This is a genomic window from Arcobacter peruensis (assembly GCF_003711085.1).
GTDB lineage: Bacteria > Campylobacterota > Campylobacteria > Campylobacterales > Arcobacteraceae > Poseidonibacter > Poseidonibacter parvus.
In genome coordinates, this window is record NZ_CP032363.1 from 752880 (window position 1) to 776580 (window position 23701).

Genomic DNA, 23701 nt, shown 5'->3' on the forward strand with positions numbered 1-23701 from the left:
ATTAAATAAACTAAACTAATCGAAATTTCAGCTCTTTTGGGTATAATATCCATCTATTTTAAAAAGAGGATGTTCGATATATGAGCGCAAAAGATTTAAATAAAGCAATTGAACAAACGGTTAAAGAGTACAAAGACTCTATTCTTACTTATGAAAAAATCATTAAAATATTTCCAAAAGCACCATCGGGTGCTAATGTAAAAAAACTTTTAGCTTTCATACAATTATATAACGTTACTGTAATTAGTTCGCAAGAACAAGCAAAAAGAATGAATGCAGAAGAAGCTAAGAAGAGAAAAGAACAAAGAGAAAAACTAATAATGAATGAAGATGATGTTTATGATCTTCTGAAAAATAAAGAATTATTAGAATGGTCTAGATCTGATTCTCCTGTTAGAATGTACTTAAGAGAAATGGGACAAATTCCTTTACTTACTAAAGAAGAAGAAATTGAAATTTCTAAAAAAATTGAAATGGGTGAAGATGTAATTCTTGATGCAATCTGTTATGTACCATACTTAATAGATTTTATTTTAGAGTACAAAGAACCTTTAGTAAATAGAGAAAGAAAAGTAAAAGAATTATTCAGAAACTTTGACGATGAAGATTCTGATGATTCATCTGATGATGATAAAACAGAAACTGATGATTCTGATGATGATAAAGCAGATGGGAAAAAACAAAAGAAACTTGATAAAAGAGCACAAACTATTGTTGATGCTTTCAAAATACTAGAAAAAGCAAAAAAAGATTGGCTTAAATTCTTAACAAAAGAGACTGCAAAATCTGAAGAAGATGCTGACCAAATGCAACACAACTTAGCAATTGCTTTCAAAAAAAGAATCTTAAAAGAAGCATTATTAGACCTTGGACCTACGTCTAAACTAATTACTGAAATTGTAAAAGCTATGGAAACTGCACTTAAATCTGATACAGGATTTGAGCATGAGCTTAAAAGATTAGAGTATAAATTACCTTTATTTAATGATACTTTATTACAAAATCACCAAAAGATTTTAGATAATATTGTAAATTTAACAAAAGTACAAATTACTACTATGGTTCCTGAAGCAACTATGGTTTCTACATATATGGAAATCAAAAAACTTTTTCAAACAGCAGAAGCTTCTAAAGATGGTTTTGATTTAGAACCAGAAGAACTTAAAGATGTATTAGAGCAAATTAAACGTGGTAAAGATATTACTGATAAATCTAAAACAAGAATGGCAAAATCAAACCTTAGACTTGTTGTATCTATTGCAAAAAGATATACAAATAGAGGTTTACCATTCCTAGATTTAATTCAAGAAGGTAATATTGGTTTAATGAAAGCTGTTGATAAATTTGAGTATAAAAAGGGATACAAATTCTCTACTTATGCAACATGGTGGATTAGACAAGCAATTTCTAGAGCAATTGCGGATCAAGCTAGAACTATTAGAATTCCAATACATATGATTGAAACTATTAATAGAATTAATAAAATTATTAGAAAAGGTATTCAAGAAAATGGTAAAGAGCCAGATGTTGAAGAAATTTCTAAAGAAGTTGGATTACCTGTTGATAAAGTTAAGCAAGTAATTAAAATTACTAAAGAGCCTGTATCACTTGAAGCACCTATTGGTTCTGATGATGATGGTAAATTTGGTGATTTTGTTCCTGATGAAAAAGCTCCAACTCCTGTTGATAATATTATGAAAGAAGATTTACAAGGTCAAATTGATCAAATCTTAGCTCAACTTAATGAAAGAGAACAAGCCGTTGTTAGAATGAGATTTGGACTTATGCATGATGCTAGTGATAGAACATTAGAAGAAATTGGAAAAGAACTTTCAGTTACAAGAGAAAGAGTAAGACAAATTGAATCTAGTGCTATTAAGAAGTTAAAGCATCCAAAAGTTGGTAAAAACCTTAAGAATTACGTAGAAAGTTAGAAAATGGATTTTTTTGAAGATTGGGTTGAGCTAGACTTAAACCCTATTATCACTTTTTCTTCTACGTCGAAGATTTTATTTAGTAATTCAGAAGCTCAGTTTTTATTAAATAGAATAAAACCAAAAGAGCTTTATGATATGGCTTTACAGTATGCTCCAAAATCTTTTGGAGCACAAACTTCATATATTGACATAAGTATGCAAAATTATACATTTTATGCAATTACTGTTAAATATGATAATGAAGATGAAATTCATATGAAACTTTATAAAAGTGCAATGGTAAAGAAAGAATCAACTCTTAATATAAAAAATATAAATAGTACAAATATTTTTACACTTGTAGATTTAGCAATTTCTACAAATAAAATTAAAACGAATACTACTTATTCTAAAAATTATGACCCTTCAATTCCTGAATTTAAACTTGATGCAAGTTTATTTATAAAAACATTAAATCAAGTATTTGATGCTTTTGATGGCTCGGATAGTATTGAATGTTCTATTTTACTTAAAATTGGAGAATATATTAGAATTGATGGGAAAAAGTATTCATTAATTGCAGTTGAAATAACATCTAATAAAAATGCAATAAAAGAACTTCTTCAATATAAAGAAGATAGCTCTTTTATTTTAACATGTAATGAAAATAAAATAAGTATAGATTTACCACTAGTTATTTAATATTAATCTTTCAAAGCTTTTATTTTTTCTCTAAAAGCTTTGAGAATAATACTCCAATAGGAACAATTCCTAATCCAATTATAAAAGCTATTGGAATAAATAGCTTATTATTATTTAAAGCAAAGAAACCAAATATTAATGTTCCATAACCTAAAATTCTATATATTGATAAAAAACCTGTTGCAGAAAAGATAGTATTTTTAACCGAATTCTTTTTTACTTTAGACTTTTCCTCAGTAATAATCTCTTTTATCTTTTCAGGTGTTAATTCTTCTTCTGGAACTTCTTCATATTCAGTATATAAATCATAAGGATCATCTATTTCATCAACTTTATCCCTACTCTGAGTTTTAATTTCTTTTGATAAATCAAGATTTGAAAGTCTTCTATTTATATTTTTTCTATAAGATAAAAAAGAAGCAATAGTAATAAGTAATGATGAGACAAAAGCTACTTGAGTATTTAACAACCATATTGGTGTATTAAATACTAAAGCATAAATAATCAAACAAAGATCAAGTACAATAAATACTAGTGCAAAATTTTTAATAGATTGATTAATCTTCATCGTCGTCGTATTTCTTATCCCCATGTTTAGCTCTATAAGAATATCTAGGGTCATCTTCCATACCCTCATAAGATTTTTGAGCTCGTTTATAAGCTCTATATACATTAAGACCAGCTGCTGCTATTCCCCAAAATACTCCAAGCCACAATAACCAATCAATTTCAAAAAGTGCTTTTAATCCATATCCAATTCCAAAACCAATAGCAACTGCTGCTACCATTGAAATACCTAAAGATAAATTATCTAAAGCTTCAAGTTTATCTCTATGTTTTGGAGTAATTTTTTCTTCTTTATTTGCCATCTTGAAACCTATTTAATATATGAACAACAATAATCAGTTATTGTTTTCACTTTAATATCAAAGTTTGAATTTGCAATTACACTAAAAGAAGTATCAGCTGTGTATGTATTCCAAGTATCCTCACCTGCTAGTTTAACTTCAACCTCACCTGCTAAAATTTCCATTAACTCAGCTTCTTGTGTTCCAAAGTTATAAGTTCCAGGCATCATAATACCTAAAGATTTACTTTCACCATTTCCATCAATAAATGATCTACTTGTAACATTACCATCAAAATAAATATTTGCTTTTTTTACTAATTCAACATTTTTAAAACTAATCATTTTATTCCTTTTATAAACTTTTCATTACTTCTGATGCTGCACTAATACACTCATCAATATCGTCATTTGTCATAACAGTTGATATAAAACCTGCTTCATATTGTGAACAAGCAAAATAGAAACCTTTTTTTAACATTTCATGATGAAATTTAGCAAATCTATCAAAATCACATTTTGCTACTTGTTTGATATTAAAAGGTTGTTCTTCACAAAAGAAGAAACCAAACATAGAACCTCTAGTATTTACTTGTAAAGGAATGTTATTTGCACTTGCAACTTCTTTTAAGCCATTTACTAATCGTAAAGCTTTATTATTAAGTTCAGTATAAACATTTGGATTTGCTTTTAATTTTCTAAGGTTTGTTAATCCTGCTGTCATTGCAACTGGGTTTCCACTTAAAGTTCCTGCTTGATAAACTGCACCATCTGGAGAAAGATAATTCATGATTTCACAAGAACTTGCAAAAGCACCAACTGGCATTCCTGCACCAATTACTTTACCAAAAGTAATAATATCTGGCTTTGCAGCAACTATTCCAGAAGCTCCTGTTAAAGAAACTCTAAACCCTGTCATTACTTCATCATAAATTAATAAAGCACCATTTTTATCACATAATTCTCTACAAGCACTTAAAAATTCTTCAGTAGCTGGAACTAATCCCATATTCCCTGCAATTGGTTCAATAATAATACAAGCAATATCATTTGAATCTTCAAAACATTTTTTTAAGTTTTCAATATTATTGTATTCACAAACTAAAGTATGTTTAGTTAAATCAGCTGGAACACCAGGAGAACTTGGAGTTCCAAAAGTAGCTAAGCCAGAACCTGCTTGAACAAGTAATGAATCAGAATGTCCGTGATAACATCCTTCAAATTTTAAAATATCATTCTTTTGTGTAACACCACGTGCTAATCTAATTGCAGACATTGTAGCTTCAGTTCCAGAACTTACAAATCTAACTTTATCAATATAATCATACATATCAACAATTTCTTGTGCTAATTGTGTTTCAAGTTCTGTTGGAGCTCCAAAAGACAAACCATTTTTAACAGTTTTAATAACAGCTTCTTCAACATCACTGTCACAATGACCAAATATCAAAGGTCCCCATGATTGTACAAAATCTAAGTATTTATTGTCATCTACATCATAAATATATGCACCTTTTCCTTTAGTTATAAAAGGTGGAGTTCCTCCAACACTTTTGAATGCACGAACGGGAGAATCAACACCACCTGGTATTACTTCACAAGCTTGAGTATATGCTTTTATTGAATTATCAAACATTTATATTCCTATTAATTTTCTATTAGCGTTATTCTACTATAATCACGTTATGAAACTTATTATACTTAGCTTTATTATTTCAATATCTTTACATTTATTTATATTCAATGATTATGAACTTCAAAAAAAGCAAGAAGTAGTTAAAAATGAAATAAAAAAAGAGAAAAAAGCAAATGTTATTTTTGCAAAAATTAAAAAAGAAAAGAAAATTGTCAAAAAAGAAATTCTTAAAGCTAAAGTTACAAAACCCAAACTTCTTGAAAAAAGAAAAATTGTTAAAAAAAGAGTAAAAAAAGTTACGAAAAAAAGACCTATAACAAAAAAAGTAGCAAAAAAATTAGTTAAAGCACCTAAAAAGATTACTTATGATAAAAAAAGAGTAACAAAGTTACCGTCAAAGAAAAAATTACAAGCTGTAAAAAATAGAACTTTAGAAGACTTTTTATCACAACCTGATCCTATTGATAAAAGAATATTAGATGATATTCAAAAATTATACGGTAAAGAGTTTGAAACATTTACAAAAGTTCAAAAAGCTTTTATAAAGAAAAATTTCAATAGTTTTCAAGTAATAACACAAAGAGTGTTAACAAGATTAGGATATCCACAACTAGCAATACAAAGAAGATTATCTGGAAAAAATGTAGTTGAATTTTTATTCCATCCAAATGGAGATATTTCGAACTTGAGGATTATAAATTCATCTGGATATGAAGTATTTGATAAATATACATTAAGATTAATTCAAATAGCGTATAAAGATTATCCTAAACCAAAAACAACAACTAAACTAAGATTTAATGTACGATATAGATATTATTAAAGGGACAAAATGATTACAGAAGAATCATATTTAAAGAAACTAATAAAAGGAAAAATTAGCTTAAGTATAACTTTTTGGTTATGGTTTGTATTTATAAGCCTTATGATTAACTTTTTTATTGATAATAGTTTTAATGAAGTAGAATTTCATAGAAATAATAGTGAAATGTTTTTTAGTATCACTATTTATTTTTTAATTTTTATATATTCTATATTTATTTTTATAGCAGTACAAAAAAGTGCCTTAAACTATATTGGTAATAAACTTTGGTCTTTTTTAGCAAGAGTAATTATAACAATAAATCTTTTCTTCTCATTATTTCAAGCTTATGATTTATTAAGAGTTTATTTTTTTGAAGATTATGCAATAAAAAGTGAAATAAATAACTTCAAAAAGAGTCTTCCTTTAAAAGTTGATTCTTTTAGTTATTTGATTAATATTGATATAAAAGAGAAGAATATTTATTATACTTATTTACTTGATAATATTGAAGCAAATTCAAAACTAAATATAAATAAGTTTAAATCACAAGTTCAAGACTCTCTTTGTGAAGATGAAAACACATTAAAACTTTTGAAAAAGGATTATGTATTAGATTATACTTATGTTGATAAAAATGAAGAAAAATTTACAAATATAATAACAAATAAATTAAGTTGTGGTAAAAGTATTTATGACTTAGAAATTCTTAGAGAAATACTAAGAAATGAAAATTAAAAGGTTTTATAAAAAATGAATTTAGAACAAATACAAGAAAAACTTTTAAGTGAATTTGACTTAAAAAAAGTGATGGATATTTTAGATAAATTAGATGAAATTTATTTCAAAGAAGATTTAATTAATAATATAAAAGGTCTAGTTAAAATGGCTTATCTTTCAAGAGAAATGGATGATATTAGCTTTTCATCTGATCATTTTATTATAAATAGAAGTTATTATGAAGGCGAAGAAGTTGAATACTCTTTAAGTTTTTTACTTGAAGTCAATTCAAATCTAAGCTACAAACTTGAAAAAGATTTTGAAACAAAAAACATAAATGAAAAAGAGTTACAAATAAAAAGAAAATTAGAAGAACTATTACTTTTTAATCAAAATGCCTATGAGGAAAATAATGATAATTTAGTTTTAGAAGGTAATCTTCAAAGAATCGAAAGAATCTTAGAAATAATAGAATAATAAAAAGCCTGTAAAGGCTTTTTATAGTTTTCTTTCATAATTATATAAATCCATATATCTAAAGGCTAATAAGTTCTCCAAAATTGCAAAAATCACAATAAAATTAATAAAAGAACTTCCCCCATATGAAAATAAAGGTAAAGGAAGACCAACTACAGGTGCAAAACCAATAACCATTAAAATATTTACACTCATATTAAAAAACAGTAATAGCCCCAATCCTGAGGCAAATACCCGGATGACGTAATCATCTTTAAAGTAATAATTTAAAGTTAGCAAATGAGCTATTAATAATCCATATAAAAAGATTAATCCAATTGCACCTAAAAATCCGTATCTTTCAACAAAATATGCAAAAATAAAATCACTTGTAGCAATAGGCAAAAACTTTAGCTGTGTTTGTGTTGCTTCTTCACTTAATTTTCCAACTAAACCACCTGAACCAATTGCGATGATTGATTGTTGTACGTGATAACTTGGTTTTTCAGAAATAAAATCTTTTATTCTTTTCTTTTGATAATCTTTGATTAAATATGTATAAATAAAAGGTGATGATATTCCAATAACTAAAAGTATAGAAGTCCAAATTTTCCAATTAACTCCAACAATAAATAAAATTCCATAACCCACAAGTAATAATACTAATGCAGTACCTAAATCAGGCTCTTTAGCAATTAAAACAAAAGGTAATAATATATAAAAAGAAAAATACACAAAATCGTTAAAACCATAACCATTTTTTGGTGGAGGTCTATTATGAATTAAATACCCAAGCATCAAAATGTATATAGGTTTGATTAGTTCAGAAGGCTGCATTGTTGTATTTAAAATAGGTAAAGGAAGCCACCTTTTAGCACCTAGTTTTGTAACACCCCAGAATTCAACTGCAATTAAAAGAAAGATTCCTAGCCAATAAAGAAAAGGAATCCATCGAAGTTTTTTTCTAATTGGTAAAATAAATACTATAATAAAAGCAAAAAATGAAAGTGTAAAGTATATTAATTGTTTATTCGCTAATATTTCATTTGTTTCACTAATTAGATGATATGATAAATATATCAAAGGTAAAACAAAAAGTATTAACAAATAATCAAAATGGGAAATAATTCTCTTATCAAATAAACGCATAGTGAAAGAGTATCTAAAAATGTATAAAAATTTTATTGTTCAAGAAGCAAATAGATTAGATAAATTCTTAGCATCACAAATTGATGCTTCAAGAAATCAAATAGAACAACTTATAAAAAAAGAGTTTGTAAAAGTAGATGGTAAAACTGTTGTAAAATCAGGTTTAAAACTTAAAGAAAATCAAATAATCGATGTTCATTTTCCACAAGCAGAAATAAATCCAGTAAAAGATGAAGAATTTATTAAGAAATCTTTAGAAGGCAAAGATGTAAAAATAATTTATGAAGATGAAGATATTTTAGTATTAAATAAACCTGCAAATTTAACAATTCATGATGCACCAAGTGTAAAAGATGCAACACTAGTTGATTGGTTAAAATTGAAAAAAATATCCCTTTCCACTATTAGTGGCGAAGAAAGACATGGAATTGTTCATAGACTAGATAAAGGAACAACTGGCGTTATGGTTGTTGCAAAGACAAACGAAGCACACGCACTTTTATCAGAACAATTGCAAGATAAAACAATGGGTAGATATTACCTTGCTATTACTGATTTACCTTTAAAAGATGATGTAATAGTAGATAAACCAATTGGAAGAAATGCAAATAATAGACTTAAAATGTCAATTGAAGAAAATGGAAGAAATGCAAAGTCAGCATTTAAAAAAATTGATCTATCAAAAAATGAAAATTTTGAATTAATTGCAGCGAAATTATTCACAGGTAGAACTCATCAAATAAGAGTTCACTTAAGTTCGATGAATAGGCACATACTCGGTGATAATTTATATGGTTTTAAGGGCGATTTAAATACAATAAATAGATTTTATTTACATGCATATAATCTGTATTTAATTCATCCAAGAAGCGGAGAGTTAATGACATTTAAAGCGGATTTACCAGATGACATGAATGAATTTTTAAAAAAACATTTTCAAATGGAGAACATACATGACAAAATTGATGCAAACAACATCATTAACAGCTTTACTTCTTTTACTTAGTGGTTGTAATAACTTAAACAATAATTTAAATACACCAGCAAAACCAAAAATTGATGAAACACTAGAAATTATTGACAACACAACATTAAAATCAATTTCTGATATGACAGCAATTGCTTTTGAATGGAAAAAAGTAGAAGATCCTAGAGTTATTGGTTATAATTTTTACAGAGCTAATATGCACAAAGATGGTAGAAGACTTAAGCTTATTGATACTGTAAAAAATAAATATGCTACTCATTTCGTTGATACGGAACTTGAACCAAATACAAAATATGTTTACCAAATTTCTTCTAAAGCTGCTAATGGCGTAGAATCAAATACTACAAGTGCATACATAACACAAACTCTACCAAGAATAGTTCCTGTTAGTTTTGTTCAAGCATTATCAGATTTACCAAATAGAATTAAAGTTATTTGGAGACCGCATCCTGATTTAAGAGTTGAATATTATAAAATTGAAAAATTCAACTCAACACTAAATGAATGGAATACTGAAGAAAAAGTAAAAGGAAGACTTCAATCTGAATATATCGATGATAGTTTAGATAATAATGAAACTTTTAAATATAGAGTTACTGCTTATACTTTTGAAGATGTTTCAACAAAGCCTAGTGAAGTTGTAACAGCTAAAACAAAAGCTTTACCAATGGGTGTTCAAAACTTAGCAGCAACAACAACTGAACCTAAAAAAATATTAGTATCTTGGGACGCATCATCAACACATGATGTATTAAAATATGAAATTCATAGAAGTTCTATTAAATCTTTTGGTTTTTCAAAAGTAAAAGAAGTTAATAAAAATACTTTTGTTTACACTGATAAAGTTGATGAAGATGGAAAAGAGTATTTTTATAAAGTAATAGCAGTTGATAAAGACAACTTAAAAAGTTCATCAAAAATTGATGCAGTTAAAGGTACTAGTTTAAATAAACCAGGGAAACCAACTATTACATTAGCTCAAATTCAAGGTTCAAAAGCAATTTTAAATTGGACAGCTGCTGATAATAGAGCTATTTCATATAATGTTTATAAAAAAACAATGTTAAATTTCTTCGAATCAAAAACTGAAAAGTTTACAGATGTTAGAGATACAAGATTTGAAGATAATAATATTATAACAGGAGTTGAATATAGATATTCAATTCAAGCAAATGATACTTATGGATTAATGTCTGAAAAAACTGATGATGCATCATTAATTCTTCCAAAAATATCTGTAAAAAAGTAGTTTTAGAATATGCCTCATATTGTATTTAACAAAGCAGAATTAATTAATACACCATCTTCAAAAGATGGTGTAGATTTTAAATTTATTGCAAAATCATATAACTTTACCTCACACCAAAGAAATACTGAATATAAAATTGCAGTTAAAAATGAAAACAAAGATTTTTTATTAACACTAAAAGATAAAGATGATGATCAAATGATCAAAATCGACAAGATAACAAGAGTTGCACCTATTACTGTTGTAAAGGATGCATTAAATGCATATACAGATTCTATTAAACCAACAATTGTATTTTCAAATACTCATAGTATTCATCAAAAAGCTCCACCTCAAAAAGAGTTTTTAAAAGATATCAACTATTTTGTTGATGAATTTCAAACAGATAAAGAAATACAAATTGAAGTTGGATTTGGTAGCGGAAGGCATCTTTTACATCAAGCAAAAAATAATCCTAATATTCAATTTATTGGTTTAGAAATTCATACTCCATCAATTGAACAAGCTTTAAAACAAATGAAAATGCAAGATATAACAAATGTATTGATTGTAAATTATGATGCAAGACTTTTCATGGAATTTATTGATTCAAATAAAGTAGGAAGAATATTCGTACACTTCCCTGTTCCTTGGGATAAAAAACCTCATAGAAGAATCTATTCAAATGAGTTTATAAATGAAGCATTAAGAGTTTTAAAAGTTGAAGGTACGCTTGAGCTTAGAACTGATAGTAGAAAGTATTTTGATTATTGTACTGAGTTATTAACAAACTTGCCTACTGGAAAAATTACAATTGACATAAACAAAGATTTAGAAATTTCAAGTAAATATGAAGATAGATGGAAAAAACAAGGTAAAAACATTTATGATGTCGTTTTATTATCTCATACAGAAGATAAAGCACTTGTAATCGAAAAAGATTTTACTTTTGATTTTGAAATCAATTATGAAGAAAAGATATCAAAACTTCCTACAAAATCAATTGTAGAAAAAGATTTCTTTGTACATATTGAGGATTTATTTACAATTCTAAATGAAGAAAATTCTGGTTTAATTCAAATTACAATGGGTAATTTTGATAGACCTGTAAGTAAATATATAATAATTAGAAATGGTAAATTAGATTACTATCAAGGTTCACCTCTTCCAACAAGCTCAAATATTAAAGCTCATAAAAAGCTAAAAGAGATTCTAAACTAATGCTTGAAGCTAAAAATATATACTTATCTTATGATGATAATAAATATATTATAAAAAAAGGAAACTTTTCTATTAAACCAAAAGAATTCATCTTTATTGGTGGAAATTCAGGTAGTGGGAAATCTACTTTATTAAAATCTTTTTATGGAGAAATTCCATTAAAACATGGTAGTTTAAAAATTGATGGTGTTGAAGTTTTTGGTATAAAAGGGAAAAGACTTAGAGTTTTAAGAAAAGATATTGGAGTAATTTTTCAAGACTATAAACTTGTAAATGAATATACAATTGAAGAAAATATTATGATTCCATTAAAAATTAATGGCTATTCAAATGAAATATCAAAAGACCAAGCTAAAAAACTACTATCACATGTAAAACTATCACATCGTGCGGGATATTATCCAAACGAATTAAGTGGTGGAGAGCAACAAAGAGTTGCAGTTGCAAGAGCTTTAGCACATAATCCAAAAATAATCATTGCAGATGAACCAACAGGAAATCTTGATGATTATTCAGCTGAAGTTGTATGGAATTTATTAAAAGGTGCAAATGAACAACTTGGAATTACAATAGTTGTTGTAACACATAGAGTTCCTAAAAACTTAGGAATAAAATTTAGACAGTTATCTTTAGAGGATGGTATGGTATATGAAGTTTCTTAAAAATATATTTGCTTTTTTAATTCCTTTATGTGCGATGCTTCTTACATTTTCACTATATTTATTAATTGATAATGTAGTAGAAAATTACAAGAAGAAAATATCAAGAGACTATTCAATAGTAATAGTTACAAACACACCATTGATTAAAGAAAACATAGATGAATTAGCAGGTATAAAAGTTGAAAGAATTCAAACCTTACCTAATGAAAAAATTATAAATGACATAAAATCAAATCTATCTACTAGTTCAGTAGAGTTATTAAAAAAGAAACTTCCGCATTTTTATCAAATATATTTAGAAGTTTTCCCAACTACAAGTGAACTTGAAACTATAAAAGAAACTCTACTTCAGAATAAAAATATAAGAAAAGTAGAAGTTTTTTATAAAAACCATAATCAAACTTATTTACTTTTAGTTCTTTTAAGTAGTATCTCTTTTATACTATTTTTTATTATTACAATTTTTGCAATTATAATAATTGCAAAACAAATTAAACTATGGTTTCATGAACATAGCACTAGAATTGCAATTTTAAGATTACATGGTGCATCTGTTTTATATAGTGCCTCTACTGTTTTAAACTATGCAATTATAAGTTCATTTTTAGCTTTCTTAATTGTTGGTGCTTTCTTATATTATATTTCAAATAATATGATTTTGCTATTTCCAATTGAGTTACATGAGATAATAAATGTTCAAATTGATTTAAATTATGAACTATTTAAACTATTTATTTTATCTTTTACTATTTCAATTTTTACAATACTTGGTGTATTGTTAAAGTATAAAATAAATGATGAATAAAATATTATTCTTACTGCTATTTATTTTTAGTAGTATTTCATTTTCATCAACACAAGTAATTGATAAAAAAATTAAAAGTAATAAAAGTAACTTAAATAAAAGTGCATCAAAGAAGAAACAAACATCACAAAAAGTAAAATCTCTTGCAAATAAAATTGCAGATCAAAATAAAAATATTATTAAGTTAGAAAAAGATATAAAAAAAGTAAACTCAGATATTAATGAACATGAAGTTTTATTAGAAGAATCAAAATCAAAACTTGCTCAACTAAGAACAAAATCTTCAAACTTAATAAAAGAAAAAAAAGGTAACGAAGAACAAATAGTTGATACTATTATTGAAGACTTTTCTACCTCTATTGCACTCAAATTAGCTTCTAAAAATACGCTAGGAGAGTTAATTGATAGCGAGATATATACTATTCTTTCAGAAAATTCTAAAGATCAAATTTTAAAACTTGATAATAACTATGATTTACTAACAAACAATACAAAAATAAATAAAAAGAAAATTGAAAAAATCTCTTCTTATATTGAAAAAAGAAAGAAAACAAAAAAGACATTAAATACTCTAAAAAATAAGCACTCTAAGTCTTTAGTTAATTTAGAAGATCAACACAAGTCATATCAAAAAGAATTAAAAAAAGTTGTAGAACAGCAAGAATCACTTAAAAAACTTTTATCAAATTTAAATATTTTAAAAGAAGCAGAACTAAAAAAAGAAAGAATTAGAAGAGCAAAAATTCAAAGACTTCTTGCATTAAAAAAGAAAAAAGCAGAAGCGAAAAAAAGAAGAAATGCAAAGAAAAGTAAAAGCAAAAGTAAAACGCAAGCAAAAGAAGAAACAATTCAAACAGCAGAAGTAAGAAACCAAAAATATGCTAAAAATTTAAACTTGGATGTAAAGAAAATAGGTTCTTCTACTTCAGGTGTTAAAGTTGTTAGATATAGAGGTAAAAGAACAATAGCTCCATTAAAATCTTTTAATGTAGTTAAAAAGTTTGGAACATATTATGACCCTATTTATAAAATTAAACTATTCAATGAATCTATTGTTTTAAAGACAAAAAGACCAAAAGCAAAGGTTGTATCTGTTTTAAATGGAAAAGTAGTATATGCAAAGAAGAACTCAGGAATGCTTGAAAATGTTGTGATAATACAACATGAAAATGGACTACATACTATTTATTCACATTTAGATGAAATTGCACCAACACTAAAGGTTGGTAAATGGATTAAAAAAGGTTATGTAGTAGGAAGAGTGAACAAAAACTTAACATTTCAAGCAACAAAAAATTCAGCACATATTAACCCAAAAGATTTATTTAGAATTTGATGTATAAGTATAAATATTCACATATTTATTTACCTGTATTATTTGCACTCTTCTTAGGACTTTTTCTAGATAGTAAAGATATTTCAAATAAATTTATTAATAGTCAATTTATAGCTAATTTTATTACACTTATTACTTTTATATGGATATATTTTAAAGTATCTGCAAAAATAAAAAAGCTTATGCTTTATGGTCTTATTTTAGCATTTTTTGGTGAAGTGTTTTTTTCTCTTGTTCTTGGTATGTATACTTATAGACTAGAAAACCTGCCTTTTTATGTTCCTTTGGGACATAGTATTATATATGCAGGAGTTTTTTATATTTCAAAAGAAGCTGTTTTAAAAGAGAATAAAGAGCTAGTTATCAAAATACTTTATGTATTAATGATAATATACTCAACAGCATGGTTAATCTTTGCAAATGATGTATTTGGTTTTATTTGTATGTTAGTAATTATTTATTTACTAAATAAAAAGCCACATACAAAACTTTTCTTTCTTGTTATGTTTTTTATGATAGTTTACTTAGAACTTTTAGGAACATACTTTGAATGTTGGGTTTGGCCAGAGGTTTGGTTTGATAAGATTACATTTATAAGTAGTGCAAATCCACCAAGTGGAATCAGCGTTTTTTACTTTGGTTTTGATATTGGATGTTTACTTATTTATAGACAATTTAATAAAATAAAATGGCAAAGATTACGGAATTTACAAAAAATAAAAAGAGAAAAATTATGATATTATATATAGATGGAGATGCTTTCCCGAACCTTTTAAAACCTATTGTTATAAGAGCAATTGAAAGATTAAAACTTGAAACAATTGTAATAGCAAATAAAAAAATAAATATAGGAAAATCACAATATGTAAAATATATGATTGTAGAAGCAGGAGCCGATGAAGCTGATAATAAAATCGTTGAACTATTAAAAGAAAATGATTTAGTAATAACAGCAGATATTCCTCTAGCAGATAGAGTTATATCTAAAAAAGCACATGCAATTGATCATAGAGGTGCTATGTATACAGAAGATAATATAAAACAGTATCTTGCATACAGAAACCTTATGCAAGAAATACGAGATAGTGGAGAAATGACAAAAGGCCCTGCTGCTTTTAGCGCTAAAGATTCACAACAATTTGCAAACTCTTTAAACAGTTTTTTGCAAAAATACAAATAGAAATATAATACAAAGGATTTACCATCTTACTAATAGACGATGCAACTAAAAAACAATTCAAAAAGTTCTGTGAAAAAAACAAACCAAAAGATATGGAAACTGCCATTAAATACTTCACAATCTTTGGAGGTTTAGATATAAAAATTGATACAACTATTCCTTTAAAAGAATTAATTGAAAAAGAAATTTTAAACAAATACTCATACTTAAAAAATGAACTTACACTTTTTACAGGTGGTTATAATGTTGACCAAGCCATTTTAAGTGGAATAGCACTTGGTGATAGAAGAACAACTACATCTTTTAAAAGAGCTTTTGTAAGCTTTGAAGAAGGTATGAAATGTGTTGAAAAATTAAGTGAACGTGGAGTTATTGAAGTTGAAGCTTCACAACACTTTATCACAAATCAAAGAGGTGATAATAAAGTTGCTAAAAAGCTATTATTTACAACTCCATTTTTAAGATTTTGGTATGCTTTTATTTCTCCAATTTATAAAGGAATTAAAGAAGGTAAGTATGAAGAGTTTTATAAAAACTATGAAAACAGAGAAGCTGAATTTACAGATTTTGTTTTTGAAGAATTATGTCTTGAATTACTAACAGATCTTTATAAAGATGATAAGTTAAAAAATAGTGGTAAATATTGGGATGAAAACAATAATATTGATTTAATAGCAAGAACAACATCAGGAAAATTAATAGCAGCCTCTTGTAAATATTCAAACTCAAAAGTTAAAAAAAGTGAACTTACAAATTTAAAAAATACTTGTAAAGAAATAGGTTTTGAACCTGATATCTTTGTACTATTTACAAAAACTGGTTTTTCAAATGAATTAAAATCTTTAAAAGGTGATACTTTAAAACTGTATACAGAAAAAAGTTTTAAACTTTTACTTGAAGATTAATATATGAATTTAGTAGGACTTGATTATATTAATGAAAAAGATAAAAAGTTAGTTGAACTTTTTATCTCTGATTCAAAAATAAAGAAATATATTCTAGGAATCAATAAGCTTGGTAAATGCGTAGCAAAACAAATTGAAGTTGATGGTATTATCGATGATTTTTCAAGAGTTCATACTTCTAGAAAAAAATCTATTCTACAAATTGAAGAAGTTCCTAAAGACTCTATTATTCTTGTAACTGCATCAGGAAGTCCTCTTGAAGTAAAAAATAAACTAGATGAGCTAGGATATACACACTTTAACTATCTTGCACTTATAAAATATTCAAAACTTGATTTAGTTCACCCTCCTTTTATTATGGATTTTAAAGAAGATTTTCTAAAAAATGAATCAAAATACAAACAAACTTATGATTTATTAGAAGATGAAAAATCAAAAGAAGTATTTACTAAAGTAATCAACTTTAAAATATCATTTGATTTAGACTTTATGGAGGGTTTTACTAATAATCATGAAGAACAATATTTCGATAAAGATATCATTCCTAAAATTGAAAATATAAACTTCGTTGATGGTGGAGCTTATATTGGAGATACTCTTCCTCAAATAATAAAAGAATTTCCTGACTATAATAAAATATATTGTATTGAACCAAATAATTTACATATAGGAATTGCTAAAAAAAACTTTCCAAATCAAAGAGATATAAAGTTCATAAACTGTGGATTAGGAAAAGAAGAGATTAAGGCTATACAAGAACAAGAAGTAAAAGATAATTGCTACCATGACTATCAAGCTGAAGATATAAACACTTTAGATAATCTAATAAAAGAAAAAGTAGATTTTATAAAACTTGATATTGAAGGTGCAGAGCAAGATGCAATTATGGGTTCAAAACAAACTATATTAAAATATCACCCTATTCTTGCCATTTGTATCTATCATAAAGCCCAAGATTGGTACAAAGTACCACAAATAGTACTAGAAATTAGAAATGATTATAAGGTCTTTATACGGCATTATATGGAAGGTATATACGAAAGTGTTATGTATTTTATTCCAAATAAATAGAAAAAGAGTTTTATCTTTTTCTATTTGATTTTTTAAGACTTAGCAGCTGTTACAATAATTTCAACTAAAGTTTCAACACTTGCCATATTTGTTTCAACACAAGCACGTGCAGGAGGATTTTCTTTTGAAACCCATTCGTCCCAAACAGAGTTAAATCCAGCAAAATCTCTATAAATATCTTTTACAAAAATTTCAACTCTTAAAATGTCATGCTTTGAGCTTCCAATATCTTCAAGTCTTTTTTCAGCGATTGCTAAAACTCTTTGCGCTTGTCCTTTGATATCTAATGTTTTATCATCTGATACGATTCCAGCTAAATATACTGTTCCATTGTGTTCAACTACCCTACTCATTCTTTCATTTACTTCTTTTCTTGTTATCATTCTATTTCCTTTTATAAGTGATTTAATTTTTCTTCGTATTCTTCTGTAATTTCATCAAGTTTTAATTGTGAAATTTCTAATTCTTCGAATTTATCTTCAACTTTTTGTTCATTTTCTCGTACAGTTTTTGATAGTTCAATTACTTTTGAGTTATCACCTGCATTCGATGCTTGAATTAGTTCGTGTTGTTCTGTTTCGATTATGTCTTCAATTTCCATAATTTCAGACTCTAACTTATCAACTTTTTTCTTTAATGGTGATGTTAATTTATTTCTTTCATTAATCAAAAATGTTCTTTGTTTCTTATTATCTTTTTTATTTATTTTAGGAGCTTTTTTAACTTTTTCTCCTAAATCTTCATCTTCCCAACCAATTTTTTCTAAGAAGTCATCATATCCACCATCAAAGTAATCTGCTCCACCTTTTGAGAAGATTATCAGTCTATCACAAACTCTACGAAGTAACTCTTCACTATGCGTTACAACAATACAAGAGCCATCGAAATTCTCAATTGCTTTTGTTAAAGAATCAATAGATTCCATATCAAGGTGGTTTGTAGGCTCATCAAGAAACAAAATATTAACATCAGTAGCTAAAATTTTTCCAAGCATTACTCTTGATTTTTCTCCACCTGAAAGAAGTGATACTTTCTTTTTTATATCATCTCCTGTAAACATCATTGAAGCTGATATACCTCGTACAATTGCTTCTGGGAGTTTTGGATTACCTAAATAAATTTCATCCATAATAGTATTTGCTGGATTTAAATGATCAATATTTGTTTGCCCAAAATGACCAAAAGTTGAGCTTCCATGATAATCAACTTTCCCACTTAATTGTTTTAATTCACCTGCTATTACATTTAATAGTGTAGATTTACCCTTACCATTTTTTCCAATGATTCCTAATGTTTCGCCTTTTTTTAATGTAAAAGAGATATCTTTAAATAAAATATTATCACTACTATAACCAAAGCTTACATCTTTAATATCAAGTAAAACTTTTGCAGGAGTATCTTTGTAATTAAAATCAAAATCTAAAGTACTATCATGAACAAGTGAACCCAAATCTTCCATTTTATCTAGCTCTTTTTGTTTTGATTGTGCTTGTGCTGCTGTTGAAGCTCTCGCTTTATTTTTAGCAATAAACTCTTCAAGCTCTTTTCTTTTTCTATCTTGTGAAAGTTTTTGTTTTTCAAAATGTTCATCATTACTTGCTAATTGTGCATAAAACTTATGAGTATTTCCTGGTATTATCTCTAAGTTTCTTCGAACTAAGCCTATTGTATGAGTAGTTACGCTATCCATAAAGTTTCTATCATGTGTAATAATGATTACTTCACCAGGAAATGTTTTTAGAAAAGATTTTAACCATCTTAAAGAAAGAATATCAAGGTAGTTTGTAGGCTCATCGAGTAAAAGTAAGTTTGGTTCAGTAACTAAAAGTTTTGCAAGATTGATTCTAATTTGATAACCACCTGAGAAACTCATAGGATCTTTTTCTAAATCATCTTGTGTAAAACCAAGCCCAAACAGAATTTTTTCTACTTTATAAACATTATATTGGTCTTCTTCACTTAAAGCTAAAGCACCCTCTTGTCTTACAGTTTTTTCAGTAAAAACTAAATGCTGTTTAAGTGAACCAATTTTATAACCTTTTGGAATGCTTATAGTTCCATCATCACTATGTTCTTCGCCTAATATTATCTTAAATAGTGTAGATTTTCCACTACCATTTCTTCCTACTAATCCAATTTTATTTCCAGAATTTAATCTAAAATTTAAATTTGAAAACAACTCTTTTTGTGCATAAGATTTTGAAATATTTGATAGCTCTATCATATTACTCTTTTTTATTTATTTAGTATTCGCGATTATACGCAATACTCATTTATAGGCTAATTAAAATATCTTTTATTTTTCATTATCCAATTGTAAAATCCAATCTTTTGCTTTTTGCATATCATTAAAAGGAAAAGTTTTTATTTCTGCACCAATAAAAAAATCCATAAACTTTTCTGCAAAAATTCCTAAACTAGAATCTGTTACAAAAGCAAGATAAGATATTTTTTCGTGATGATTATTAACAAATTTTAAATGCTCAAGTAAAGATGAAAAGCTATCCCAAGAAGGAAAAGATTCAACATGAATAATAAGACCATTAAGTTTGTCATTTTCTAAAATATATGGATCAATTATTGCACTAGCTCTTTTAAAATCACTCTTACATAAGTCACCATCAGGTTCCAAAATAACAATAGATTCTTTTTGTTTTAAATCAACTTTTAACATTTTGCATCCTTTTTTTATATTATATACCTTTTTAGAATACAAAATAATTAATAGGTATATTTATTTATCTAAAATTGCTTCTTTTTTTATACTTTTTATTATAGAATTAAAACTATCACTATAAGAAAAACAAACCCCAATTTTGCAAGCTAAATACTTTTCATCAATATTTTCTTTTTTCAATACAAAAGGAAGATTTTCTATATTTTTATCTTTTAACATATCTTTTGTAGCTTTTAAAACTATATAAGAGTTATTAAAAGCTATATAATTTCTAACTAACCATGCTGAAGAACTAGGACTTGTTGATAATATTGAAGAACTAGAAGTAAAAGTTTCTTTTGCAATATCTTGCATTGCAAAATCATCATTTAAAACTGCGATTTTTAGAATATTATCAAGCATATTAGACAATGGACTTTTATATGCATCATCGTAAATTTCTGCAATTGAAACGAAATCATCATTACTCATATTCCATTTTTTATCTTTATAAAATTTTGATATTGCTTCTTTTGTTAATTTTTTTGCAAAAGTAAGATAGTAAGATTCAAGAGAATAATCATAAGCTTTTAAAAGTGCAGTAATCAAAAAAGAATAATCTTCTAATAAAGCTTTTACTTTTACTGGTTTATTATTGATTATTTGATGGTATAAAGTATTATTTACATATATTTTTTTAATCATTGTATCAAGACTGAGAAGTGCTTTTTTACTATATTTATCATCAAACTTTCCAGCATCTAATAAAGAAGAAATATACATAGAATTCCAAGATGTTAAGATTTTATAATCAATAAAGGGATACTCTTTTTTACTTCTTAAAGATGCTAAATCTTTTTTTACTTTTTCTAAGTTATTTGGTATCTTTATTAGTGATTTGTCACTTAGATATGTATTATTATAATGATGTCCAAAATTCCCTTCATATATAATATTAAAATATTTTAAAATTTTTAAAATCTCTTTTTGTTTGTAACCCTTATCTTCTAAAAACTCTTCTACTTCATCATAAACAAATACAAAATAAAATCCTTCTTCTTTTTTTCCTTCAAAAATACTACTAGCATCACTTGCACTATAATAAAGATTATTCACTTCAAATCTTTTTTCTACAAAAGAGATAATCTCTTTTGCAATCTTTTTATAAAACTTATCATTAGTAATTTTATAAGCTTTTGAATATGCGCTTATTAACTCAGCATTTGTGTAAAGCATTTTTTCAAAATGTGGAATCATCCAGTTTTTATCTACACTGTATCTGTAAAAGCCACCTTCAATTTGGTCATATATTCCACCTTTTGCCATAGTTGTTAATGTTTTTAGTGCAATATCTAAGGCTTTTTTATTTTTCGTAACAGTATAAATGTCTAAAAGTGTTTCTATTTTTGATGCTTGCGGGAATTTTGGTCTTAATGTAAAGCCATTGTTTTCTTTGTCATAATTTTTATCTATTTGTTTTATGAACTTATTTAATAATTTTATATCAATATTACTAGTTTTTATATTTTCATTGGAATATTCTTTTAAAACTTCTTCGATTTGATTTGCAGTTTTTACAACTTTTTTATTTTCATTAATGAAAATATGATTAATGTTTTTTAAAACTTCTCTTATTCCAACACTACCATTTCTAGCATCATAAGGGATATATGTATTTGCGAAAAAAGCTTTTTTATTTGGAGTTAAAATCACTGTAAGTGGCCATCCTCCACTTGTATTATTTAACAAACTATGAACATTTTGATAGTATTTATCAATGTGAGGCATTTCTTCTCTATCAATTTTAATTGATACATAGTTTTTATTTAATATTTTGGCAACTTCTTTATTTTCAAAGGATTCTTCTTCCATAATATGACACCAATGACAAGTGCTATAACCAATTGATAAAAATATTGGTTTATTTTCTTTTTTAGCTTTTTCAAAAGCTGTTTGATTCCAAGCGTACCAATTCACAGGATTAGTACTATGTTGTTTTAAATAAGGTGAATCTTCATTTATAAGATTATTAGTATAAGTTTCATTTGCATTAAGATTAAGAAAAAGAGTTGAAAATATTGTAAATGTAAGAAGTTTTAATTTCATAATAGCATCCTAATATATAATAATACATATTAGGATAACTACGTTTAGTATTTGTTAATTTTTAGTGTAAGTCAGCGTTTAATTTGATTTCTCTTGTTGATCTCATTGCAATAATTTGACCATTTACAGAGTTTTGTCTAAAGTGAACACCATTAACACCTAAGAAATCCATACCTCTCATTAGAGTTTTGATTTCTTTTTCTGGATTAGCTTCTGCGATTGCAGCAACTGCTTTTTCAGATAATGTTATTTTTGTTCCTGGTAAAATAGTTACACCTGCATCTAAGATACAAGCATCTCCAATAGCAGTACCAGTACAAGAGTTTGCACCTAATAATGTATTTTCACCAATAGAAACAGGTACTCCATCAGTTCCTGAAAGAACACCTAAAATAGAAGCTCCACCACCAACATCAGAACCAGCACCAACAACAGCAGATGAAGAAATTCTTCCTTCAACCATTACAGAACCTTCAGTTCCAGCATTAAAGTTAATGTATGCAGCACCTGGCATTACAGTAGTTCCTGCTGCTAATTGTGCACCCATTCTAACTTTTGAAGTTTCTAGAATTCTTGTATTATCTGCAGGAATTACATGAGATAAGAATCTTGGGAATTTATCAACCATATCAATAGTAGGATATTTACCTGATAATTTTAATGCAATTTCATTTGCTCTTAACCAATCTAATTCAATTGGTGTACTACCAGTCCAAGCAACATTATGTAATTGACCAAAGATTCCATTTAGATTTAAAGATCGAATTGCTGCTTTTCCAGTTGATAATGCATATAATTTTAAATATGAAGTTTCAACCGATTGTGCATTTTCATCTTCAAAAATAAATACAGCTTTGTAATCATCAGCAGTAAATCCAGAATCAATTGGTAAAGATGCAAGTGTTGAAATAACTTGAACATTTTTATGTTCTTCACCTTTTGCTTCAGATATATAAGGACTAAATGCTTTAACACATTCTTCTAAAAATACATCAGAAATATTACAAACTAATTCAGAACCACTTGTATCTACATTCTCACCAGCAATTTTAAGTGCATTTAATAAAACAGCTGCACTTCCAAAGTTTTCGTTCCAGTTAATGATTGGGAAAGTTGCTTGTAATACTTTAGATGAGTCTAATTGACCTCTATCTATTCTTGCAATACCAAATCCAATTGGGTTTCTATACCAGTCTTGTGATTGTACGTCTTCTATTAATTGTTTAAATTCTTCTTTAGTGTTAGCCATTAAAAACTCCATAATTTTTTGGGGCATTATACTATAAAGTAAAATAAAGCAAGTTTAAAAGATATA

General features: G+C 26.7%; 25 protein-coding genes. 15 read left to right on the forward strand and 10 right to left on the reverse strand.

The features are described from left to right. Nucleotides 1–80: 80 nt before the first annotated feature. Nucleotides 81–1934 carry an RNA polymerase sigma factor RpoD gene (gene rpoD, locus D3Z07_RS03810; protein WP_076085991.1) on the forward strand — a complete coding sequence of 618 codons (1854 nt, stop codon included), beginning with the start codon at nucleotides 81–83 and terminating at the stop codon, nucleotides 1932–1934. A gap of 3 nt (nucleotides 1935–1937) precedes the next feature. Continuing rightward, nucleotides 1938–2618 (forward strand): hypothetical protein, encoded by a 681-nt coding sequence (locus tag D3Z07_RS03815; RefSeq protein WP_076085988.1) that lies wholly within the window; start codon nucleotides 1938–1940, stop codon nucleotides 2616–2618. Between the two features lie 19 nt (nucleotides 2619–2637). Here the strand turns inward: D3Z07_RS03815 and D3Z07_RS03820 are convergent, their stop codons facing one another. The 4 genes from D3Z07_RS03820 to hemL are packed head-to-tail and all read right to left on the reverse strand — an operon-like array spanning nucleotide 2638 to nucleotide 5101. Beyond that, the gene (locus D3Z07_RS03820) at nucleotides 2638–3186 is read right to left on the reverse strand and encodes a hypothetical protein (RefSeq protein ID WP_076085985.1); all 549 of its coding nucleotides are present in this window, start codon (nucleotides 3184–3186) and stop codon (nucleotides 2638–2640) included. Beyond that, nucleotides 3176–3487, reverse strand: a complete 312-nt coding sequence (locus D3Z07_RS03825) for an AtpZ/AtpI family protein (protein WP_076085982.1) — start codon at nucleotides 3485–3487, stop codon at nucleotides 3176–3178. Before D3Z07_RS03825 ends, D3Z07_RS03820 begins: the two co-directional genes overlap by 11 nt. A gap of 8 nt (nucleotides 3488–3495) precedes the next feature. Further along, nucleotides 3496–3810 carry a pyrimidine/purine nucleoside phosphorylase gene (ppnP, locus tag D3Z07_RS03830; protein WP_076085979.1) on the reverse strand — a complete coding sequence of 105 codons (315 nt, stop codon included), beginning with the start codon at nucleotides 3808–3810 and terminating at the stop codon, nucleotides 3496–3498. A 10-nt stretch (nucleotides 3811–3820) separates the two neighbouring features. Then, nucleotides 3821–5101, reverse strand: coding sequence for a glutamate-1-semialdehyde 2,1-aminomutase (gene hemL, locus D3Z07_RS03835; RefSeq protein WP_076085976.1), 1281 nt, complete (start codon nucleotides 5099–5101; stop codon nucleotides 3821–3823). A 49-nt stretch (nucleotides 5102–5150) separates the two neighbouring features. On the opposite strand from hemL, the gene D3Z07_RS03840 reads away from it, so the two are divergent. Genes D3Z07_RS03840 through D3Z07_RS03850 form a run of 3 tightly spaced genes read left to right on the forward strand, consistent with a single transcriptional unit; the run spans nucleotide 5151 to nucleotide 7100 of the window. Beyond that, nucleotides 5151–5924, forward strand: a complete 774-nt coding sequence (locus D3Z07_RS03840; protein WP_076085972.1) for an energy transducer TonB — start codon at nucleotides 5151–5153, stop codon at nucleotides 5922–5924. A 9-nt stretch (nucleotides 5925–5933) separates the two neighbouring features. After that, nucleotides 5934–6641, forward strand: a complete 708-nt coding sequence (locus tag D3Z07_RS03845) for a hypothetical protein (RefSeq protein WP_076085969.1) — start codon at nucleotides 5934–5936, stop codon at nucleotides 6639–6641. Nucleotides 6642–6656: 15 nt separating this feature from the next. Then, nucleotides 6657–7100 carry a hypothetical protein gene (locus tag D3Z07_RS03850; protein ID WP_076085966.1) on the forward strand — a complete coding sequence of 148 codons (444 nt, stop codon included), beginning with the start codon at nucleotides 6657–6659 and terminating at the stop codon, nucleotides 7098–7100. Between the two features lie 21 nt (nucleotides 7101–7121). Here D3Z07_RS03850 and D3Z07_RS03855 read toward each other — a convergent pair whose 3' ends face one another. Next, on the reverse strand, nucleotides 7122–8228 hold the full coding sequence (locus D3Z07_RS03855; RefSeq protein ID WP_076085963.1) for an FtsW/RodA/SpoVE family cell cycle protein: 1107 nt from the start codon (nucleotides 8226–8228) through the stop codon (nucleotides 7122–7124). 19 nt (nucleotides 8229–8247) lie between these two features. Between D3Z07_RS03855 and D3Z07_RS03860 the strand changes: the two genes are divergently transcribed. The 10 genes from D3Z07_RS03860 (at nucleotide 8248) to D3Z07_RS03905 (ending at nucleotide 17624) form a co-directional block, all read left to right on the forward strand. Next, nucleotides 8248–9234, forward strand: coding sequence for an RluA family pseudouridine synthase (locus D3Z07_RS03860; RefSeq protein WP_076085960.1), 987 nt, complete (start codon nucleotides 8248–8250; stop codon nucleotides 9232–9234). Further along, nucleotides 9182–10465 (forward strand): fibronectin type III domain-containing protein, encoded by a 1284-nt coding sequence (locus D3Z07_RS03865; protein WP_228144699.1) that lies wholly within the window; start codon nucleotides 9182–9184, stop codon nucleotides 10463–10465. Before D3Z07_RS03860 ends, D3Z07_RS03865 begins: the two co-directional genes overlap by 53 nt. A gap of 9 nt (nucleotides 10466–10474) precedes the next feature. Next, nucleotides 10475–11665 carry a tRNA (guanosine(46)-N7)-methyltransferase TrmB gene (trmB, locus tag D3Z07_RS03870; protein WP_076085957.1) on the forward strand — a complete coding sequence of 397 codons (1191 nt, stop codon included), beginning with the start codon at nucleotides 10475–10477 and terminating at the stop codon, nucleotides 11663–11665. Then, nucleotides 11665–12327, forward strand: a complete 663-nt coding sequence (locus tag D3Z07_RS03875) for a cell division ATP-binding protein FtsE (protein ID WP_076085954.1) — start codon at nucleotides 11665–11667, stop codon at nucleotides 12325–12327. The genes trmB and D3Z07_RS03875 overlap by 1 nt, the downstream gene beginning before the upstream one ends. After that, a complete protein-coding gene (locus D3Z07_RS03880) occupies nucleotides 12314–13132 on the forward strand; it encodes a cell division protein FtsX (protein WP_076085951.1) in 819 nt (272 codons plus the stop codon). Before D3Z07_RS03875 ends, D3Z07_RS03880 begins: the two co-directional genes overlap by 14 nt. Continuing rightward, nucleotides 13122–14468 carry a murein hydrolase activator EnvC family protein gene (locus D3Z07_RS03885; protein ID WP_228144698.1) on the forward strand — a complete coding sequence of 449 codons (1347 nt, stop codon included), beginning with the start codon at nucleotides 13122–13124 and terminating at the stop codon, nucleotides 14466–14468. Before D3Z07_RS03880 ends, D3Z07_RS03885 begins: the two co-directional genes overlap by 11 nt. Further along, nucleotides 14468–15205: a hypothetical protein gene (locus tag D3Z07_RS03890; protein ID WP_076085948.1), complete on the forward strand. Its 738-nt coding sequence runs from the start codon at nucleotides 14468–14470 to the stop codon at nucleotides 15203–15205. Before D3Z07_RS03885 ends, D3Z07_RS03890 begins: the two co-directional genes overlap by 1 nt. Further along, on the forward strand, nucleotides 15202–15648 hold the full coding sequence (locus D3Z07_RS03895; RefSeq protein ID WP_172802469.1) for a YaiI/YqxD family protein: 447 nt from the start codon (nucleotides 15202–15204) through the stop codon (nucleotides 15646–15648). Before D3Z07_RS03890 ends, D3Z07_RS03895 begins: the two co-directional genes overlap by 4 nt. Nucleotides 15649–15740: 92 nt before the next feature. Next, a complete protein-coding gene (locus tag D3Z07_RS03900) occupies nucleotides 15741–16553 on the forward strand; it encodes a DUF234 domain-containing protein (RefSeq protein ID WP_172802468.1) in 813 nt (270 codons plus the stop codon). Nucleotides 16554–16556: 3 nt separating this feature from the next. Then, nucleotides 16557–17624 (forward strand): FkbM family methyltransferase, encoded by a 1068-nt coding sequence (locus D3Z07_RS03905; protein WP_076085942.1) that lies wholly within the window; start codon nucleotides 16557–16559, stop codon nucleotides 17622–17624. Nucleotides 17625–17656: 32 nt separating this feature from the next. On the opposite strand, the gene D3Z07_RS03910 is transcribed toward D3Z07_RS03905, so the two are convergent. The 5 genes from D3Z07_RS03910 to D3Z07_RS03930 all read right to left on the reverse strand — a co-directional run bounded on the left by D3Z07_RS03910 (nucleotide 17657) and on the right by D3Z07_RS03930 (nucleotide 23635). Beyond that, on the reverse strand, nucleotides 17657–18007 hold the full coding sequence (locus D3Z07_RS03910; protein ID WP_076085939.1) for a RidA family protein: 351 nt from the start codon (nucleotides 18005–18007) through the stop codon (nucleotides 17657–17659). Nucleotides 18008–18018: 11 nt separating this feature from the next. Beyond that, nucleotides 18019–19848, reverse strand: a complete 1830-nt coding sequence (locus D3Z07_RS03915) for an ABC-F family ATP-binding cassette domain-containing protein (RefSeq protein WP_122893119.1) — start codon at nucleotides 19846–19848, stop codon at nucleotides 18019–18021. 72 nt (nucleotides 19849–19920) lie between these two features. Then, on the reverse strand, nucleotides 19921–20298 hold the full coding sequence (locus tag D3Z07_RS03920) for a SpoIIAA family protein (RefSeq protein WP_076085933.1): 378 nt from the start codon (nucleotides 20296–20298) through the stop codon (nucleotides 19921–19923). Nucleotides 20299–20358: 60 nt separating this feature from the next. Continuing rightward, on the reverse strand, nucleotides 20359–22386 hold the full coding sequence (locus tag D3Z07_RS03925) for a thioredoxin domain-containing protein (RefSeq protein ID WP_122893120.1): 2028 nt from the start codon (nucleotides 22384–22386) through the stop codon (nucleotides 20359–20361). Nucleotides 22387–22447: 61 nt separating this feature from the next. Beyond that, on the reverse strand, nucleotides 22448–23635 hold the full coding sequence (locus D3Z07_RS03930; RefSeq protein WP_122893121.1) for a tetrahydrodipicolinate N-succinyltransferase N-terminal domain-containing protein: 1188 nt from the start codon (nucleotides 23633–23635) through the stop codon (nucleotides 22448–22450). Nucleotides 23636–23701: the final 66 nt, after the last annotated feature.

Coding starts and splice junctions, on each gene's coding strand:
- rpoD (WP_076085991.1), top strand. CDS start 81: ATGAGCGCAAAAGATTTAAATAAAGCAATTGAACAAACGGTTAAAGAG.
- D3Z07_RS03815 (WP_076085988.1), top strand. CDS start 1,938: ATGGATTTTTTTGAAGATTGGGTTGAGCTAGACTTAAACCCTATTATC.
- D3Z07_RS03820 (WP_076085985.1), bottom strand. CDS start 3,186: ATGAAGATTAATCAATCTATTAAAAATTTTGCACTAGTATTTATTGTA.
- D3Z07_RS03825 (WP_076085982.1), bottom strand. CDS start 3,487: ATGGCAAATAAAGAAGAAAAAATTACTCCAAAACATAGAGATAAACTT.
- ppnP (WP_076085979.1), bottom strand. CDS start 3,810: ATGATTAGTTTTAAAAATGTTGAATTAGTAAAAAAAGCAAATATTTAT.
- hemL (WP_076085976.1), bottom strand. CDS start 5,101: ATGTTTGATAATTCAATAAAAGCATATACTCAAGCTTGTGAAGTAATA.
- D3Z07_RS03840 (WP_076085972.1), top strand. CDS start 5,151: ATGAAACTTATTATACTTAGCTTTATTATTTCAATATCTTTACATTTA.
- D3Z07_RS03845 (WP_076085969.1), top strand. CDS start 5,934: ATGATTACAGAAGAATCATATTTAAAGAAACTAATAAAAGGAAAAATT.
- D3Z07_RS03850 (WP_076085966.1), top strand. CDS start 6,657: ATGAATTTAGAACAAATACAAGAAAAACTTTTAAGTGAATTTGACTTA.
- D3Z07_RS03855 (WP_076085963.1), bottom strand. CDS start 8,228: ATGCGTTTATTTGATAAGAGAATTATTTCCCATTTTGATTATTTGTTA.
- D3Z07_RS03860 (WP_076085960.1), top strand. CDS start 8,248: ATGTATAAAAATTTTATTGTTCAAGAAGCAAATAGATTAGATAAATTC.
- D3Z07_RS03865 (WP_228144699.1), top strand. CDS start 9,182: ATGACAAAATTGATGCAAACAACATCATTAACAGCTTTACTTCTTTTA.
- trmB (WP_076085957.1), top strand. CDS start 10,475: ATGCCTCATATTGTATTTAACAAAGCAGAATTAATTAATACACCATCT.
- D3Z07_RS03875 (WP_076085954.1), top strand. CDS start 11,665: ATGCTTGAAGCTAAAAATATATACTTATCTTATGATGATAATAAATAT.
- D3Z07_RS03880 (WP_076085951.1), top strand. CDS start 12,314: ATGAAGTTTCTTAAAAATATATTTGCTTTTTTAATTCCTTTATGTGCG.
- D3Z07_RS03885 (WP_228144698.1), top strand. CDS start 13,122: ATGATGAATAAAATATTATTCTTACTGCTATTTATTTTTAGTAGTATT.
- D3Z07_RS03890 (WP_076085948.1), top strand. CDS start 14,468: ATGTATAAGTATAAATATTCACATATTTATTTACCTGTATTATTTGCA.
- D3Z07_RS03895 (WP_172802469.1), top strand. CDS start 15,202: ATGATATTATATATAGATGGAGATGCTTTCCCGAACCTTTTAAAACCT.
- D3Z07_RS03900 (WP_172802468.1), top strand. CDS start 15,741: ATGGAAACTGCCATTAAATACTTCACAATCTTTGGAGGTTTAGATATA.
- D3Z07_RS03905 (WP_076085942.1), top strand. CDS start 16,557: ATGAATTTAGTAGGACTTGATTATATTAATGAAAAAGATAAAAAGTTA.
- D3Z07_RS03910 (WP_076085939.1), bottom strand. CDS start 18,007: ATGATAACAAGAAAAGAAGTAAATGAAAGAATGAGTAGGGTAGTTGAA.
- D3Z07_RS03915 (WP_122893119.1), bottom strand. CDS start 19,848: ATGATAGAGCTATCAAATATTTCAAAATCTTATGCACAAAAAGAGTTG.
- D3Z07_RS03920 (WP_076085933.1), bottom strand. CDS start 20,298: ATGTTAAAAGTTGATTTAAAACAAAAAGAATCTATTGTTATTTTGGAA.
- D3Z07_RS03925 (WP_122893120.1), bottom strand. CDS start 22,386: ATGAAATTAAAACTTCTTACATTTACAATATTTTCAACTCTTTTTCTT.
- D3Z07_RS03930 (WP_122893121.1), bottom strand. CDS start 23,635: ATGGCTAACACTAAAGAAGAATTTAAACAATTAATAGAAGACGTACAA.